Annotated in this window: 16 protein-coding genes; 4 read left to right on the forward strand and 12 right to left on the reverse strand. The window is 52.1% G+C overall.

The features are described from left to right. The first annotated feature begins 182 nt into the window (after positions 1-182). Genes coaE through yacG form a run of 3 tightly spaced genes read left to right on the forward strand, consistent with a single transcriptional unit; the run spans position 183 to position 1798 of the window. Complete coding sequence (coaE, locus tag J1779_RS08520; protein ID WP_217203560.1) at positions 183-794, forward strand: dephospho-CoA kinase; 612 nt, start codon at positions 183-185, stop codon at positions 792-794. A gap of 44 nt (positions 795-838) precedes the next feature. After that, positions 839-1591: a cell division protein ZapD gene (gene zapD, locus J1779_RS08525; protein WP_183848583.1), complete on the forward strand. Its 753-nt coding sequence runs from the start codon at positions 839-841 to the stop codon at positions 1589-1591. A 9-nt stretch (positions 1592-1600) separates the two neighbouring features. After that, entirely contained in the window at positions 1601-1798 is a 198-nt protein-coding gene (yacG, locus tag J1779_RS08530) for a DNA gyrase inhibitor YacG (RefSeq protein WP_056776990.1), read from the forward strand. 71 nt (positions 1799-1869) lie between these two features. Here yacG and mutT read toward each other — a convergent pair whose 3' ends face one another. The 3 genes from mutT to secM all read right to left on the reverse strand — a co-directional run bounded on the left by mutT (position 1870) and on the right by secM (position 5709). After that, entirely contained in the window at positions 1870-2265 is a 396-nt protein-coding gene (gene mutT / locus J1779_RS08535; RefSeq protein WP_217203586.1) for an 8-oxo-dGTP diphosphatase MutT, read from the reverse strand. A gap of 121 nt (positions 2266-2386) precedes the next feature. Beyond that, positions 2387-5104, reverse strand: a complete 2718-nt coding sequence (gene secA / locus J1779_RS08540; RefSeq protein WP_056776988.1) for a preprotein translocase subunit SecA — start codon at positions 5102-5104, stop codon at positions 2387-2389. A gap of 80 nt (positions 5105-5184) precedes the next feature. Next, positions 5185-5709: a secA translation cis-regulator SecM gene (gene secM / locus J1779_RS08545; RefSeq protein ID WP_056776984.1), complete on the reverse strand. Its 525-nt coding sequence runs from the start codon at positions 5707-5709 to the stop codon at positions 5185-5187. A gap of 26 nt (positions 5710-5735) precedes the next feature. Between secM and J1779_RS08550 the strand changes: the two genes are divergently transcribed. Beyond that, a complete protein-coding gene (locus J1779_RS08550; RefSeq protein WP_056776980.1) occupies positions 5736-6260 on the forward strand; it encodes a DUF721 domain-containing protein in 525 nt (174 codons plus the stop codon). A gap of 20 nt (positions 6261-6280) precedes the next feature. On the opposite strand, the gene lpxC is transcribed toward J1779_RS08550, so the two are convergent. The 9 genes from lpxC to murD all read right to left on the reverse strand — a co-directional run bounded on the left by lpxC (position 6281) and on the right by murD (position 16682). Then, the gene (lpxC, locus tag J1779_RS08555; RefSeq protein ID WP_056776976.1) at positions 6281-7198 is read right to left on the reverse strand and encodes a UDP-3-O-acyl-N-acetylglucosamine deacetylase; all 918 of its coding nucleotides are present in this window, start codon (positions 7196-7198) and stop codon (positions 6281-6283) included. Between the two features lie 105 nt (positions 7199-7303). After that, on the reverse strand, positions 7304-8458 hold the full coding sequence (gene ftsZ, locus J1779_RS08560) for a cell division protein FtsZ (RefSeq protein ID WP_013577005.1): 1155 nt from the start codon (positions 8456-8458) through the stop codon (positions 7304-7306). Between the two features lie 71 nt (positions 8459-8529). Next, a complete protein-coding gene (gene ftsA / locus J1779_RS08565; RefSeq protein ID WP_056776972.1) occupies positions 8530-9786 on the reverse strand; it encodes a cell division protein FtsA in 1257 nt (418 codons plus the stop codon). After that, positions 9783-10625, reverse strand: a complete 843-nt coding sequence (gene ftsQ / locus J1779_RS08570; protein ID WP_056776967.1) for a cell division protein FtsQ — start codon at positions 10623-10625, stop codon at positions 9783-9785. The genes ftsA and ftsQ overlap by 4 nt, the downstream gene beginning before the upstream one ends. A gap of 1 nt (position 10626) precedes the next feature. Further along, a complete protein-coding gene (locus J1779_RS08575) occupies positions 10627-11547 on the reverse strand; it encodes a D-alanine--D-alanine ligase (protein WP_217203561.1) in 921 nt (306 codons plus the stop codon). Next, positions 11540-13015, reverse strand: a complete 1476-nt coding sequence (murC, locus tag J1779_RS08580; RefSeq protein ID WP_056777225.1) for a UDP-N-acetylmuramate--L-alanine ligase — start codon at positions 13013-13015, stop codon at positions 11540-11542. The genes J1779_RS08575 and murC overlap by 8 nt, the downstream gene beginning before the upstream one ends. Positions 13016-13093: 78 nt before the next feature. Next, positions 13094-14161, reverse strand: coding sequence for an undecaprenyldiphospho-muramoylpentapeptide beta-N-acetylglucosaminyltransferase (gene murG / locus J1779_RS08585; RefSeq protein ID WP_056776960.1), 1068 nt, complete (start codon positions 14159-14161; stop codon positions 13094-13096). Then, the gene (gene ftsW / locus J1779_RS08590; RefSeq protein WP_122094590.1) at positions 14158-15360 is read right to left on the reverse strand and encodes a cell division protein FtsW; all 1203 of its coding nucleotides are present in this window, start codon (positions 15358-15360) and stop codon (positions 14158-14160) included. The genes murG and ftsW overlap by 4 nt, the downstream gene beginning before the upstream one ends. Positions 15361-15365: 5 nt before the next feature. Beyond that, positions 15366-16682, reverse strand: coding sequence for a UDP-N-acetylmuramoyl-L-alanine--D-glutamate ligase (murD, locus tag J1779_RS08595; protein ID WP_217203562.1), 1317 nt, complete (start codon positions 16680-16682; stop codon positions 15366-15368). Between the last annotated feature and the right edge of the window lie 2 nt (positions 16683-16684).

Genomic DNA, 16684 nt, shown 5'->3' on the forward strand with positions numbered 1-16684 from the left:
TTTCCAGTGGTTTTATCATACACAGGAAAATGACAACGGCAAGATGGCTTTTACAGCGCACATCACAGACTTTTGATTGTGTAGCTGATTAATTTTTCCAGTCCAAAACCAATACGAGAGCGGCTTGCACTTACTCATAATCTCTTTATCATTTACCCAACTAATTCTATCAGAGCATCAGCATGGCCTATATCGTTGCATTGACCGGAGGCATAGGAAGCGGAAAAAGTACCGTAGCCGAAAGCTTTGCCCGCCGCGGGGTGAGCATTGTCGATGCTGATATCATTGCACGTCAGGTTGTGGCTCCCGGTGAACCGGCGCTGGATGAACTGAGCAAACACTTTGGTAAAGATATTATTCTTGATGATGGTTCGTTAAATCGAGCCGCTTTGAGAGAATGCATTTTCAGTCATCCGGCTGAAAAAGCCTGGGTGAATCAACTGCTCCATCCCGTTATTCATGCGCGTACTCAGCAGTTTATAAGGCAGGCTGAAACGGCTTACGTGCTGTGGGTGGTGCCGTTACTGGTTGAAAATGGGTTACAGGCGCAGGCAAATCGCGTTTTAGTTGTAGACGTTGATCCACAAACCCAGCTTGTGCGCACAATGCAGCGCGATGGCATCAGCCGTCAGCAGGCTGAAAGTATTATTGCTGCGCAGGTGAGCCGTGAAAAACGACTGGCCTGCGCGGATGACATTATTGATAACAGCGGCGATCCTGAAACGATTGAATCGCGTGTTGCCCAATTACATAGCCGCTATTTAACATTTGCGGCATCAGTATCCCCTGAATAATTCATCAGAATATCAAGGGGAAAACAGACAGGATATTGCCAAGCATGAGTGAAGCAGCAGCCACCGTTCTTTTTGAACATCCTCTAAATGAAAAAATGCGTACCTGGCTACGCATTGAGTTTTTGTTACAGCAACTGCATGCCAATGCGCAAGTTACTGATATTTCTTCTGCGTTGCTGTTTTTCCGCACTGCATCCGATCTGCTGGATGTTTTAGAGCGCGGGGAAGTACGTACGGATTTGCTGAAAGAGCTGGAAAGACAGCAACAGAAACTCTCCCAGTGGCAGGATGTCCCTGGCGTAGATATATCTCGCATTGAAGGAATTCGGGCAGAGCTAAAGCAGTGCGCAGGCATCCTGATGAAAGCCCCCAGAATTGGTCAGGCATTGAAAGAAGACCGGATGATCGCGCTGGTTCGTCAACGCCTGAGTATTCCTGGCGGTTGCTGCAGCTTTGATTTACCGACGCTGCATATCTGGCTGCATTTGGCGCAATCTCAGAGGGATGGCGAAGTTCAAAACTGGCTGGAAACTCTGGCTCCGTTAAATAACTCGCTCACAATGGTGCTGGATTTAATCCGTCAGTCAGGCGTATTTCGCAATCAAATCAGCCTTAACGGCTTTTTCCAGGACAATGCGGAAGGCGCAGATCTGTTACGATTACGTCTGTCGATGGAAAATCTGCTTTACCCGCAAGTGTCCGGGCACAAAACCCGTTATGCCATTCGCTTTTTACCCCTCGACAGCGAACATGGTGTGGTTCCCGCGCGACTGAATTTTGATCTTGCCTGCTGCTAGGAGTTGCAAATGGATCCCGAAATTATTGAAGTAAATTGCCCGACCTGTGGCAAAACAGTGGTCTGGGGCGAACAAAGCCCTTACCGCCCATTTTGTTGTAAACGCTGCCAGTTGATCGATCTCGGCGAATGGGCCGATGAAGAGAAACGTATTCCCAGCAAAGGGGATATCAACGATCTGGATGAGTGGAGCGAAGAAGAGATTTAACGCAGCAAACAAGCGTAGAAAGGAATGACACAGAAAGGGGCTTCAGCCCCTTTTTTGCGAGAGGTATAACATTATAACTGGTTATTTTTCAGTGCCTTGACTATCTCTTCGTTCGCTGGTGGAAATTCAGTTTCATCCAACTCAGACTGTGCAACCCAGCGCTTAGGCTGCCCTTCTTTGCCGTAAGGTTCGCCCTGCCAGCTTTGTACCAAAAAGAAATGCAAAGTGATAATGCGATCGGAGAAGCGATGCTCTAACGTTTTCAGCAACACTGGAGATGTTGCATTTATCCCCACTTCTTCCTGTAACTCACGAATGACGGCCTGTTCCGGCGACTCACCCGCTTCTATCTTACCGCCGGGAAACTCCCAACATCCGGCCATGTGTGATGAGGCATCACGCTGGGTGATAAAAATTTCTTTCTGCTCATTGCGGATGATGCCGACTGAGATATTCAGTTGCTTAATCGTCACAGTTCTCACCTTTCTCCTGACCAAGAATCCTGTACTGAAACCGTACTTTTTAAGACAAAAATAAAGGCGGTGATTAGCCGCCTTTAAGATTAACACGATGACTTAGCCTGAGATCTTACTTTTGCAGGCTGCCATGGCATTGTTTGTATTTCTTGCCGGAACCGCATGGGCAGAGATCGTTACGACCTACTTTGCGTTCGCCAGAAGAAGCAAGACGCGCGGCTTCGGCCACTTCGATTTCCTGCTGATCCTGATGGCTCAGCTGTTGCTGACGCGCCAGACGTTCAGCTTCTTCACGACGCTGAATCTCCATCGCTTCTACTTCTTCAGGCATACGTACCTGTACTTTGCTGAGTACGCTGACCACTTCGTATTTCAGCGATTCCAGCATAGAAGCAAACATGGCGAAGGATTCACGTTTGTACTCCTGCTTCGGATCTTTCTGCGCATAGCCACGTAAGTGAATACCCTGACGCAGGTAATCCATTGCGGCCAGATGCTCTTTCCACAGGGAGTCAAGGGTTTGCAGCATCACGCCTTTTTCGAAGTTGCGCATCATTTCAGCGCCAACGACTTCTTCTTTACGGGCGTAAGATTCTTTCGCGATTTCCATGATACGGTCGCGCAGTGTTTCTTCATGCAGTTCTGGCTCTTTATCCAGCCACTCCGAAATCGGCATTTCCAGCTCGAAATCGGTTTTCAGACGCTGTTCCAGACCTTCAACATCCCACATTTCTTCCAGAGACTGTGGCGGAATGTAGCTGTCGATAGTGCTTTTGAACACGTCTTCACGAATGCTGGCGATGGTTTCGCTCACGTCGGACACGTCCAGCAGTTCGTTACGCTGGCTGTAGATCGCACGACGCTGGTCGCTTGCCACATCATCATATTCCAGCAATTGCTTACGAATATCGAAGTTGCGGCTTTCTACTTTACGCTGCGCATTAGCAATCGCTTTGGTCACCCAAGGATGCTCAATGGCTTCGCCTGGTTTCATCCCCAGTTTACGCATCATGCCAGTTACACGGTCAGACGCGAAGATACGCATCAGAGCATCTTCCATGGACAGATAGAAGCGTGATGAACCCGCATCACCCTGACGACCCGCACGGCCACGCAGCTGGTTATCGATACGGCGTGATTCATGACGCTCGGTACCAATGATGTGTAAACCACCGGAAGCCAGCACGGCATCGTGACGAATCTGCCATGCTGCTTTAATTTCTGCGATTTTCTCGTCTGTCGCTTCTTCGCCGAGATTCTCAACTTCAACCTGCCAGCTGCCGCCCAATACGATATCCGTACCACGACCGGCCATGTTGGTGGCGATCGTTACCGCACTTGGCTGGCCCGCCTGGGAAACAATGTCCGCTTCTTTAGCGTGGAATTTCGCGTTCAGTACGCTGTGTGCGATACCGGCTTTGGTCAGCTCATTTGAGACAACTTCTGATTTCTCAATTGAGATAGTCCCCACCAATACCGGCTGGCCATTCGCGGTGCAATTGCGAATGTCTTCAATGATTGCGCCAATTTTTTCCATTTCTGTCATGTAGACCAGATCGGCCATGTCTTTACGCACCATCGGGCGGTTAGTTGGCACAACAATGGTATCGAGTTTATAAATGGAACTGAATTCGAATGCTTCGGTGTCCGCAGTACCGGTCATACCGGCCAGTTTTTCGTACAGACGGAAGTAGTTCTGGAAGGTAATGGAAGCCAGCGTCTGGTTTTCGTTTTGGATATCAACGCCTTCTTTCGCTTCAACCGCCTGATGCAGACCATCTGACCAACGACGGCCCTGCATGGTACGGCCAGTGTGTTCGTCGACGATGATAACTTCACCGTCTTTCACAATGTAATCCACATCGCGGGTAAACAGCACGTGTGCACGCAGCGCGGCGGTCACGTGGTGCATCAGCATGATGTTAGTCGGGGAATAGAGGGATTCGCCCTCTTCCATGATACCCGCTTCCATCAGCAGTTCTTCGATCAGAATCAGACCGCGCTCAGTCAGGTGAACCTGACGCGCTTTTTCATCCACTGAGAAGTGGCCTTCGCCCTGGAAGGAATCGGAGTCTTCTTTTTCCTGACGGATCAGTTTTGGAATCAGCTTATCAACGCGGGTGTACATTTCTGAGCTGTCTTCGGCCGGGCCGGAGATGATCAGCGGAGTACGCGCTTCATCGATCAAGATGGAGTCAACCTCATCCACCAGCGCATAGTGCAGCTTACGCTGAACACGTTCTTCAGGGCTGAACGCCATGTTGTCACGCAGGTAGTCAAAACCGTATTCGTTGTTGGTACCGTAGGTGATATCTGCAGCATAAGCCGCACGCTTAGCCGGAGAAGGCATACCCGGTAAGTTAATACCGATGCTCAGACCCAGGAATTCAAACAGTGGACGGTTATTTTCGGCGTCACGCTGTGCCAGGTAATCGTTGACGGTAACAACGTGAACGCCCTTACCGCTCAATGCGTTCAGATAAGCAGGCAGCGTTGCGGTCAGTGTTTTACCTTCACCGGTGCGCATTTCTGCGATGCAGCGTTCGTTAAGTACCATACCGCCGAGCAACTGCACGTCGAAGTGGCGCATGCCAAAGACACGTTTACTGGATTCACGTACGACAGCAAAAGCTTCAGGGATCAGATTTTCAAGCACTTCACCTTTCGCCAAACGCTCGCGGAACTCGTTGGTTTTCGCTTGCAGTTGCTCATCGGTCAACTTTTGAATTTCAGGTTCCATGCGGTTGATAAGGTCAACCACTTTGCGCATACGGCGCAGGGTACGATCATTACGGCTACCAAAAACTTTGGTCAATAATTTGATTAACATAGTGCTTAATATCTCTTGGAGGCCACCTTAGGTAGCCACTAATTTATTGATTTATAGATAGATTTTACAATTACAGTCTGTTAAATCAGAGAGGCCGGGCCGGCACGAATGCCTTGCACCTGTGCTAACCACAGGCCGGTTTGATGCGATGAAGCATGAGAGAGGAAAGGCTGTTGCGTATGACGAATGATAACCGGAGGTTTGGATTCATGTGTCAGTAAGGCATTCAGGGTGACCAGTAAAGCGAGTTGCTGGACATGCAGCGGCTCTGCGTCTTTAGCAACGACTTCCGGTGCAGCGGTATAAACAACCTGCGGTGCCAGAGCAAAAGAAAGATGACGAATAACGGTACGTAGTGCATGCTGCTGCCAGTAATCGACACCGAAAGACGGGCGGCGATGCGCCTGGAGTAATGCCAGATTACTCAGCCCTGTACTGCCGATGTTGAGACGGTTTAGACTTGAAGACGTATTAGGAACGGCAACCAGTTCAGTTTGTGAGAGATTCGTCGACACGCCAAGGCTAGCCGCGACCATCCCCAGGAGGAGATGCGGCCAAAAATACCTTCTGCCAAATTGTCGCCAACGATTTAGAATACCAATCACACGTTTACAATCCGCCGGAGCCCATCATGCGCGATAGTCGCCCACAATTATTAGATATCCTGTTCGATGACGCCTCTTCAACGGAACAAAGCCCGCTGCGAATTGTTCAACAGCGCGCTGCGGCTTTATTAAAACTAAACCGCGCAGTGAAGGGGCTTTTACCGTCACCCATGCAACCATGGTGTCGTGTCGGTAATTATCGACAGGGAGTTTTAGTGCTGGAAATTGCTAATGCCAGCTGGATGATGCGATTACGCTATGAACAACCCGCATTACTCTCTGCACTTCGAGCGCAAATTCTACCATCATTGTCATCAATCGACATCAGGATTAATCCCTCGTTGATGGCTAAAATGGAAAATGCTTCGCAAATTGCTCAGAAAAATAAAACGATCGCAGCAGAGTCTATGCCGGTACGGCATTTGAGTTCGCAGAGTGCTAATGAATTGAGAGGACTGGCGAGCCGAAGCCCGGAAAAACTGAGGAAGGCATTAGAACGACTGGCTGACCTGGCCGGAGAGAGTGCCAGAACAACCAGTCGTAATAAGTAAAACAGTAATATCTGTACCGATTATGCCAATACGGTAGAAGGGGCTTTAAAAGCCAATGGCACTTCAGCTTCATCCTGGAATGTAACGAGTTCCCAGGCTTCCTGCTGCGCCAATACCGCTTGCAGTAACTTGTTGTTCAGAGCGTGACCAGATTTGAATGCGGTAAACGCACCAATAATGTTATGGCCGCACATGAACAGGTCGCCGATAGCATCAAGCATTTTGTGACGAACGAATTCATCTTCAAAACGCAGGCCATCTTCGTTAAGTACGCGGTAATCATCTACAACAATCGCACAATCAAAGCTGCCACCCAGGCACAAACCACGTGACTGCAGGTACTCGATATCACGCATAAAACCAAATGTGCGCGCACGGCTGATTTGGCGAACAAATGCTTCTGCAGAGAAGTTCATTTTGTAGCGCTGTGAGCTGGAATCAATCGCCGGGTGATTGAAGTCGATAGTGAAATCCAGAGAGAAACCATTGAATGGTTTGAACTCTGCCCACTTATCACCGTCTTCAACACGCACAGTCTGCTTGATGCGCAGGAATTTCTTCGCGCAGTTCAGCTCTTCAATCCCTGCATCCATCAACAGATAGACGAAAGGTGCAGCACTACCGTCCATAATAGGCACTTCAGGCGCGTCGACTTCGATAACGATGTTATCGATGCCTAAACCTGCGAGGGCCGCATTAAGGTGCTCTACCGTAGAAATACGTACGTCATGCTCATTGACCAGGCAAGTACAGAGCATGGTATCACGCACGGATTTGGCATCTGCCGGGAAATCGACCGGTGGATTCAAGTCAGTGCGACGATAGATGACCCCGGTATTGGCCGGTGCAGGACGCAGAGTCAGGGTGACTTTCTTGCCGGTATGTAAACCGACGCCCGTCGCCTGAACGATACGTTTTAATGTACGTTGTTTGATCATCGTTTTTATCTCGCAATGTTATCCATCTATCCTGCCAACCTTTGCATAGTACATTAAGGTTGGCGGGACAGTTTAGCACAAAGAGCGGAGATCCTACAATTCAGACTAGTCTGCCTGCTTACGCAGGAAGGCTGGGATGTCCAGATAGTCGGGCTCTTTATTAGATTGCGCGCTTTGATCGTTGACCACTTTGGCAGCTGGCTTCGTTTCCTGCGGCAACGGAGACATCCCGTGCTGCTGGTAGCGATGATCCATAACAGGCTGGCTGGCTGGCTTGTTGGTCACCAGGGTGATCTCAGGACGTTTGTCCATGCCGATACCCGTTGCCACTACTGTCACGCGCAGTTCGTCATTCATTTCCGGGTCAAGAGAAGTCCCGATAACCACGGTGGCGTTGTCAGAGGCGAAAGCACGGATGGTGTTACCCACCGTTTCGAATTCATCCAAACGCAGATCGAAGCCCGCAGTAATGTTGACCAGAACGCCGCGCGCGCCTGACAGGTCGATATCTTCCAGCAACGGGCTGGAGATCGCCATTTCAGCCGCTTCTTCAGCACGGTCTTCACCACATGCCACACCGGAGCCCATCATGGCATAACCCATTTCGGACATAACGGTGCGCACATCGGCGAAGTCGACGTTCATCAGACCCGGACGGGTGATCAACTCAGCAATACCCTGCACCGCGCCTTTCAGCACGTCGTTGGCCGCACCGAAGGCGTCCAGCAGAGAAATACCGCGACCCAGAACTTTCAACAGCTTGTCGTTCGGGATGGTGATCAGGGAGTCCACGTGTTTGGACAGTTCAGCGATACCCTGCTCCGCGAATGCCATGCGTTTTTTGCCTTCAAAGTTGAATGGCTTAGTCACGACAGCAACGGTCAGAATACCTAAATCTTTTGCTACTTCAGCAACCACTGGCGCTGCACCGGTACCGGTACCGCCGCCCATGCCCGCTGCGATAAAGACCATGTCAGCGCCTTCGAGCGCAGCACGCAGGGCTTCACGATCTTCTTCAGCAGAATTGCGACCCACTTCCGGGTTCGCACCAGCACCCAGACCTTTGGTAATACCGCTACCGATCTGAATCGTCTGGCCTACTGCCGTTTTGCGCAACGCCTGAGCGTCGGTGTTAACGGCAAAGAATTCAACACCTTCGATGCGCTCACGCACCATGTGTTCGACAGCGTTACCGCCGCCACCGCCGACGCCGATGACTTTAATCACCGCATCGTTGGTCAGTTCCATAGGTTCAAACATAGTTTCTCTCCGTTTTGTGCCTGTCGCGTCGGGATCGAAATACTTAAAAGCATGATCCCGTTGTTAAAACATTAAAACTCTTTTCTCAGCCAGCTATTGATTCGTTTGAACCAGTTGCCCACTGAGGCGCGTTTTTCCACTTCTGCCTCACCGCTGAGGTGAGACTCCTTCCCGTAGTGCAGCAGCCCTACAGCAGTTGAGTAGTAAGGTTCCTGCGCATAATCTGTCAGCCCGGTGATGTTCAGAGGTTGCCCGATACGCACCTGGGTATGGAATACCCGCTGCGCACAAGCTGCCAGACCATCAATTTGTGCTGCGCCGCCTGTCAAAACTATACCTGCGGCCAGATGATGTTTTACGCCCTGCTGACGTAACTGCTCCTGCAATTGCAAAATTTCGTCGTTCACAAGATTCAGCAATTCTGTATAACGAGGCTCGATAACTTCAGCCAGTGTCTGACGTTGCAGACTGCGTGGCGGACGTCCGCCTACGCTCGGCACTTCGACATTTTCGTCTTTGCCGACAATCGCCCCTAATGCACAACCGTGGCGAACTTTGATCGCTTCGGCATCGGTAGGTGGTGTGCCGAACGCGTAAGCGATATCACTGGTGACCACATTCCCTGCATAAGGGATTACCTTAGTATGACGCAGTGCGCCACCGGTATAAACAGCGATATCCATGGTTCCGCCACCAATATCGACGACACAGACACCTAATTCGCGTTCATCTTCGGTCAGAACGGCATAACTGGAGGCCAGACCGGCAAAAATGAGCTGATCAACTTTCAGGCCGCACCGTTCAACCGCTTTGACAATGTTCTTCGCCATATCGTTATGGCAGGTGATCAGGTGGACTTTAGCCTGCATACGCACGCCAGATAATCCGACCGGATTTTTAATGCCTTCCTGATAATCGATGGCATATTCCTGAGGAATGACGTGCAATACCCGATGCTCATCACGTACGCGTACCGACTTAGCGGTATGCACAACGTTCTCTACATCTTCCTGCGTCACTTCCTCTTCTGAAATAGGAACCATCCCTATTTCATTCTGACAACTGATATGTTTACCAGACAAAGCAAGGTAAACAGAGGAAATCTGGCAATCAGCCATCAATTCGGCCTGATCGATGGCACGCTGCACGCATTTCACCACCGATTCCAGATCGTTAACGCCACCTTTATCCATGCCCCGGGATGGGCAACTGCCCACACCGATAATGTTGACCATGCCATCGGGCAGAACTTCTCCCACCAATGCGGCGACTTTTGCAGTACCGATTTCCAGCCCAACTACCAGTTTTCTGTCCGTCGACTTGATCATTGTTGTTTAGCCTGTGCCTGATTCTGTTGCTGATTACTGTTTTGCTGGTCAATAAACTCTGGCGCCCAACCCACTGATGCACCGCTGTCATAACGTAAATCGACATAAGTGATGCGCTTTTTGTCGGCGTCAGCCTGTTGCTGGAAACGCGGATAAAGTTGGATAAAACGCTGTAAACGTCCCATCCGGTCATCTCTCCCCAATTCCAGCCGGATATCATTATCCAGGGTTAACTGCCACGAGTGGCGTGCACTCATTGCCACGGCTTTCAACGTGAACTTGCCGGCGGCCAGCGCCTGACTCATCGTTTGATAGCCTTGCAAAACATCCTGTTCACTGCCTTCCGGACCGTAGAGCAACGGCATTTTTTGATTGACGACACGTTCAGCAGGTATGCTGAATGACTTGCCGTCAGCATCAACCATGTGCAAATCATTCCAGTGTGCGACCGGCACATACTCCACCAGGTGAATCTTCAGTTCATTCGGCCATTGCTTACGGACGCTGACCTGTTTAATCCACGGCAATCGCTCAATCTGCTGTTGGATGACATTCACATCCTGCGTCATAAACGTGCCCGGCGCCCCTAAGGACAAGATCGCCTGGCGAATATCGTCGTTAGTGGTGTAATGACGCTCGCCAGTCACCACCAGCTGAGACAGCGGCAGTCGGTTTGCGTCCTGCATCCAGACCACAACTGCCCACGCGCTCCATAAAATAGTGCCTGCAACCAGCAGCAGGAATACGATCCCTGCCAGCTGACCGCCGTTACTGCGACGGCCGCCATTATTGCTCTCGGCCGTCTCTCGCTCTCGGGTATTCAGGGCGGCTTGAGACATATCAGTCAGCCAGTTCCAGAATACGGAAAACTAATTGCGGGAAGCTCAACCCGAATTGTTTCGCGGCCATCGGCACCAGGCTATGACTGGTCATGCCCGGTGAGGTATTCACTTCCAGCAGATTAAAACTGCCATCGCTGTCTTGCATCACATCAACACGCCCCCAGCCGCTGCAATCGAGCGCCTGATAAGCCTGCAATGCCAGTGCAGACAATTGCTGTTCCTGATCCTGACTTAAACCGCTTGGACAAAAATACTGTGTTTCATCAGACAGATACTTCGCCTGATAGTCATAAAAGGTACCGGCAGGCTGAATACGGATCGAAGGCATAATTTGCTCGCCCACGATAGCCACGGTGTATTCAGGACCACTTAGCCATTTTTCGATCAATACGTTATCGTCATGGCGGAAGCCTTCCTGTAAGGCAGGTAACAACTCATTTTCAGTCGTCACTTTGCTCATACCTACGCTGGAGCCTTCACGACTGGGTTTCACGATCACCGGCAGGCCTAATTCAGCGATTTTTGCCGCTAACGTGCCCTGCCCTGCCGCTTCAATTTGTGAGCGATGCAGTGCCACGAACGGAGCAACCGGTAAACCCAGTGCCTGCCACACCAGTTTGGTGCGGAACTTATCCATGGTCAGTGCGGATGCCATCACGCCGCTGCCGGTATAAGGCAAATCAATTTGCTCCAGCAGCCCCTGCAATGTGCCGTCTTCACCCCCGCGACCGTGTAGCGCGATAAAGACTTTGCTGAAACCTTCTTCTTTAAGCAGTGCAACATTAAAGGTTTTGGTGTCGATGCCGTGGGCATCCACACCGGATTCACGTAAGCCAGCCAGCACCGCAGCGCCGGACTGCAATGACACATCGCGTTCTGCGGAAGTACCACCAAATAAAACTGCTACTTTCTCAGACATGATGTTCTTCACCTTTTTTCACTGGCTGCAATTTTTGGTCAGCCAATTTGCGGGCCACTCTGCCAATCGTGCCAGCGCCCTGAACCAGAACTAAATCGTCCCCTTCGAGGATCTGCGCCAGGCTTTCAGGCACAGCGTCAATATCAGACACCAGAATGGGATCCAGCTTGCCACGCGCGCGAATGGTACGGCACAGCGAGCGGCTGTCAGCACCCGGGATCGGCGCTTCGCCAGCCGGGTAAACATCAAGCATGATCAGCACATCAACCTGAGACAGCACGTTGGCAAAATCATCGTACAAATCACGGGTACGCGTGTACCGGTGCGGCTGGAAAATCATGACCAGGCGTTTATTCGCCCAGCCCGCGCGTGCGGCTTTGACCGTCGCGTCCACTTCTGTCGGATGGTGACCGTAGTCATCAACCAGCATGGCGCTGCCGGATTTGCCGTTCACATTTTCCAGCGCGAATTCGCCGAGGAAATCGAAACGACGCCCGGTGCCCTGAAAACCTTCCAGCGCGCGCAGTATGGCGTCGTCGCTGATGCCTTCATCGGTTGCTACCGCAACAGCGGCGGCAGCATTAAGGGCGTTGTGACGGCCCGGCGCATTCAGCGTCACCGTAATCTGCGGCAAATCATGACGGCGCAACGTAAAGTGCCCCTGCGCGCCTTCCTGACGATAACTTTCGATCATCACATCTGCATCTTCGCTGAAGCCGTAGGTAGTGATATGACGGCCAACACGGGGGATCAGCTCACGGATCACCGGATCATCGATACACATCACCGCACGGCCATAGAACGGCAGGTTGTGCAGGAAATTCACAAAGGTCTGTTTCAGGTTTTCAAAATCACCCTGATACGTGTCCATGTGGTCTGCTTCGATATTGGTAACAATCGCCACCATCGGTTGCAGGTGCAGGAACGACGCATCGCTTTCGTCGGCTTCTGCAATCAGGAAGCGGCTTGAGCCTAAACGCGCATGCGTGCCTGCCGCTTTCACTAAACCACCGTTTACAAAGGTCGGATCCAGTCCGGCCTCGGCATAAATACTGGTCACCATCGCTGTCGTCGTGGTTTTACCGTGCGTACCTGCCACGGCGATACCGTGACGAAAACGCATCAGCTCGGCGAGCATTTCTGCACGACGGATCACCGGGATCCGCGCTTCGCGGGCGGCGACAATCTCCGGGTTATCGGATGAGATCGCCGTAGAAACCACCACTACGCTGGCATCGAGCACATTCTCCGGGCGGTGATTGAAATAAATCGTCGCACCCAGCGCAGTCAGTTGCTGCGTCACCGCATTCGGTGCCAGGTCAGAACCGCTGATCTGATAGCCTTCATTGGCCAACACTTCGGCGATACCACCCATGCCGGCACCACCGATGCCAACAAAGTGAATGTGCCGGACACGATGCATCTCGGGCACGAAGGTACGCAGTTTCGCCAATTGTTGTGTATTCACGTTTTTATTCACTATTTCAGGTTACTGATTAATCCGTTTCTTACGGCTGGGACCACGCAATGCATGGCCCGTTCAATTTCATTTTTTACTGGCGGCAACCACTTCGGCAGCCACGCGTTCTGTCGCATCAGGGATGGCCGCTGCGCGTGCAGCGCGTGCCATTTCCATAAGATGGGTTCTGTCCCATCCGGCCATCAGATCGGCCACTGCGGCAGCACTAAAATCTTTCTGCTCGATAATCTTTGCTGCACCGGCTTTCTCCAGTGGCAGCGCATTCCAGTACTGCTGACGATCTTTGTGCTGGAAGGGGATAAATATCGCCGGTAAACCCGCCGCAGCAATTTCGCTGACCGTTAAGGCACCGGAACGACACACCACCACATCCGCCCATGCGTATGCTTCTGCCATGTCATCAATAAATTCAGTAACTTTATGCTGAGTCTGGCCGACTTTTTCATAAGCCTGGTTCACTGACTCCAGCGCACCTTTACCGACCTGATGCCACAGCGTAATTTTGTCACCCATCAGCGCCGCCAATTCCGGCATGCTCTGATTGAGCACTCGGGCGCCCTGACTTCCGCCAATCACTAAAACGCGAATCGGCCCTTCACGCCCGGCCAGTCGGGTTTCTGGCAACTCCAGCGCCAGTACGTCGGTACGCACCGGATTACCGACCACGTCTGCATGAGGAAATGCGCCGGGAAATGCCTGCAATACTTTTTTGGCAATGTGCGACAAACCTTTGTTGGTCATGCCCGCAATACCGTTTTGTTCGTGTAGCACCACCGGGATCCCCAGCGACCAGGCGGCTAACCCGCCGGGACCAGAAACGTATCCGCCCATGCCAAGCACCACATCCGGCTGGAAACGTTTCATGATGACTTTTGCCTGGCGCCACGCATGATATATGCGAATTGGGGCTGTGAGTTGCGCTTTCAGACCTTTCCCACGTAATCCTGAGATTTTAATAAAATCAATCCCAATACCGTGTTTAGGAACCAGATCTGCTTCCATACGATCTTCGGTTCCCAGCCAGCGGACTTCCCAGCCTTGCTCCATCAGATGATGTGCCACAGCCAGCCCCGGGAAAACATGCCCACCGGTACCGCCTGCCATCACCATTAACCGCCGGGTATTGCCACTCATCGGGCACTCCTTACAAACGCCTGGGCTTTAGCCAGCCGCGTTTCAAAATCCACTCGCAGCAATAACACGATTGCCGTCGACATAATGATCAGGCTCGAACCACCGTAACTGATGAGCGGCAGGGTCAAACCTTTGGTCGGCAACATTCCCGCTGCGGCCCCAACGTTTACCAGCGCCTGGAAACTAAACCACACGCCGATTGAGCAGGCCAAAAAGCCGGAAAATCGCTGATCAAGCTCTAAAGCACGGCGTCCAATGGACATCGCGCGAAAAGCGACGAAGAATACCATCAACAGGGCTAAAACCACACCGAAATACCCCAGTTCTTCGCCTAAAATGGAGAAGATAAAATCGGTATGCGCTTCCGGTAAATACTCCAGTTTTTGCACCGAGTTACCGAGGCCTTGCCCCCAGAATTCACCACGGCCAAAGGCCATCAGTGACTGGGTTAACTGGTAGCCACTGCCAAAGGGATCGGCCCACGGATTCCAGAAAGATGTCACGCGGCGCATACGGTAGGGTTCGGCGATAATCAGCAGCACAACCGCAAAGGCTCCGGAGCCGATGATGGCCAAAAACTGCCACATTTTTGCCCCTGCCAGAAATAGCATCGCCAGCGTGGTGATAAACAGTACAACCACCGTACCGAGGTCAGGCTGAGCCAGCAGCAACACGGCCAGCACAACCATCACACCCATCGGCTTACAAAATCCCCAGAAATTGCTGCGCACCTCATCGACCTTGCGCACCAGATAGCTGGCGAGATAGCAGAACAGTGATAGCTTGGAAAACTCAGCAGGCTGAATACGCAGAGGACCAAAGGAGATCCAGCGCGATGCCCCGTTAACGGAACTCCCCACCACTAACACCACCAGCAGCATGACCACTGAGAGCAAAAGCAGCACGTTGCTGTATTTCTGCCAGACCGCCATGGGTACGCGCAGGGTGACCAGTGACATCCCAAATGCCAGTGCGAGGTAAATCGCATCACGTTTGGCAAACAGGAACGGGTCATCGGCCAGACGCTGTCCAATGGGCATCGATGCCGAGGTCACCATCACGAAACCGACAATCGCCAGACCAAAGGTCAGCCACAGCAGAGTCCGGTCATACAGCACCAGCGTCACGGCGTCATTTTCTTTGGCGCCCATCACCCAGTCGTTAAACTTTCTAACGAGACCCAGCCCCGGCATACGGATCCGCATCAGCCAAGCTCCTTCGCCAGCGCGGTGAAGACATCACCCCGTTGTTCAAAACTGCGGAACTGATCGAGGCTCGCACAGGCCGGAGAAAGCAGCACCATATCGCCGGAAACCACACGCGTGCTGATGTCACGCATCGCCAGCTCCAGGGTGTCAAACAATGAAGAGACATCAGGCCGTAAATCAGCCAGCTCTGCACCGTCACGGCCAAAGCAGTAAACGCGCAGATTGTCGCCCTGCAAATAACGGATCAACGGAGAGAAATCAGCCGATTTGCCATCACCGCCTAACAGCAGGTGCAACGTCCCCTCAACCTGCAGGCCATTCAGCGCCGCTTCGGTGCTGCCGACGTTGGTCGCCTTGGAATCATTTATCCAGCGCACGCCGTTATGTTGCCAGGCAATCTGGAAACGGTGAGCCAGACCGGTAAATGTGGTCAGTGCTTTCAGGCTGGAGGCATGTGGCACGCCGACAGCATCTGCCAGCGCCAGCGCAGCCAGCGCATTGGTATAATTGTGACGGCCAGTCAGCGGCATCTCATGGGTATTAAGAACTTTTTCGCCACGCACACGCAGCCAGATGTCATCCTGCTGACGGGTCAGGTGGTAATCACCGACATCCACACCAAAGCTCACGCAACGTTTATCTGCGCCCCGCACCGGCATGGTCAGTGCATCGTCCGCATTGACGACGCACAGCGCGGCGTTTTCATAGACTTTCAGTTTTGCAGCCCGATACTGCTGCAAGCCAAACGGATAACGATCCATATGATCTTCGGACACATTCAGGATCGTGGCCGCTGCAGCATGTAAACTTTCCGTGGTTTCCAGCTGGAAGCTCGACAGCTCAAGCACGAACAGATCGTATTCGTGATCCAGCATGGTCAGCGCTGGCAAGCCGATATTGCCCCCCACGCCGACGCGCCATCCGGCGGCTTTCGCCATTTCACCCACCATCATGGTCACTGTGCTTTTACCGTTTGAACCGGTGATCGCCACAATCGGCGTATCGGTTTCCCGGCAGAACAGTTCGATATCACCAACGATTTCCACTCCGGCTTCTGCGGCGGCGCTCAGTGCTGGCGTCGCCAGGGCAATGCCCGGGCTTGCAACGATCAAATCAGCGTCCAGCAGCCACTCTTCATTGAGCGAACCGAGATGGCGCTCAATGTTATCCGCAAGTTTGTCCAGTCCTGACGGGCTGACGCGGGTATCAATAACACGCGGCGTAACCCCACGTGCCACAAAGAAATCAACACAGGAGAGGCCGGTCAGCCCCAGCCCGATAATGACAACTTTTTTACCCTGATAGTCAGCCATAA

Source organism: Rahnella rivi (genome assembly GCF_019049655.1).
Taxonomy (GTDB): Bacteria; Pseudomonadota; Gammaproteobacteria; order Enterobacterales; family Enterobacteriaceae; genus Rahnella; species Rahnella rivi.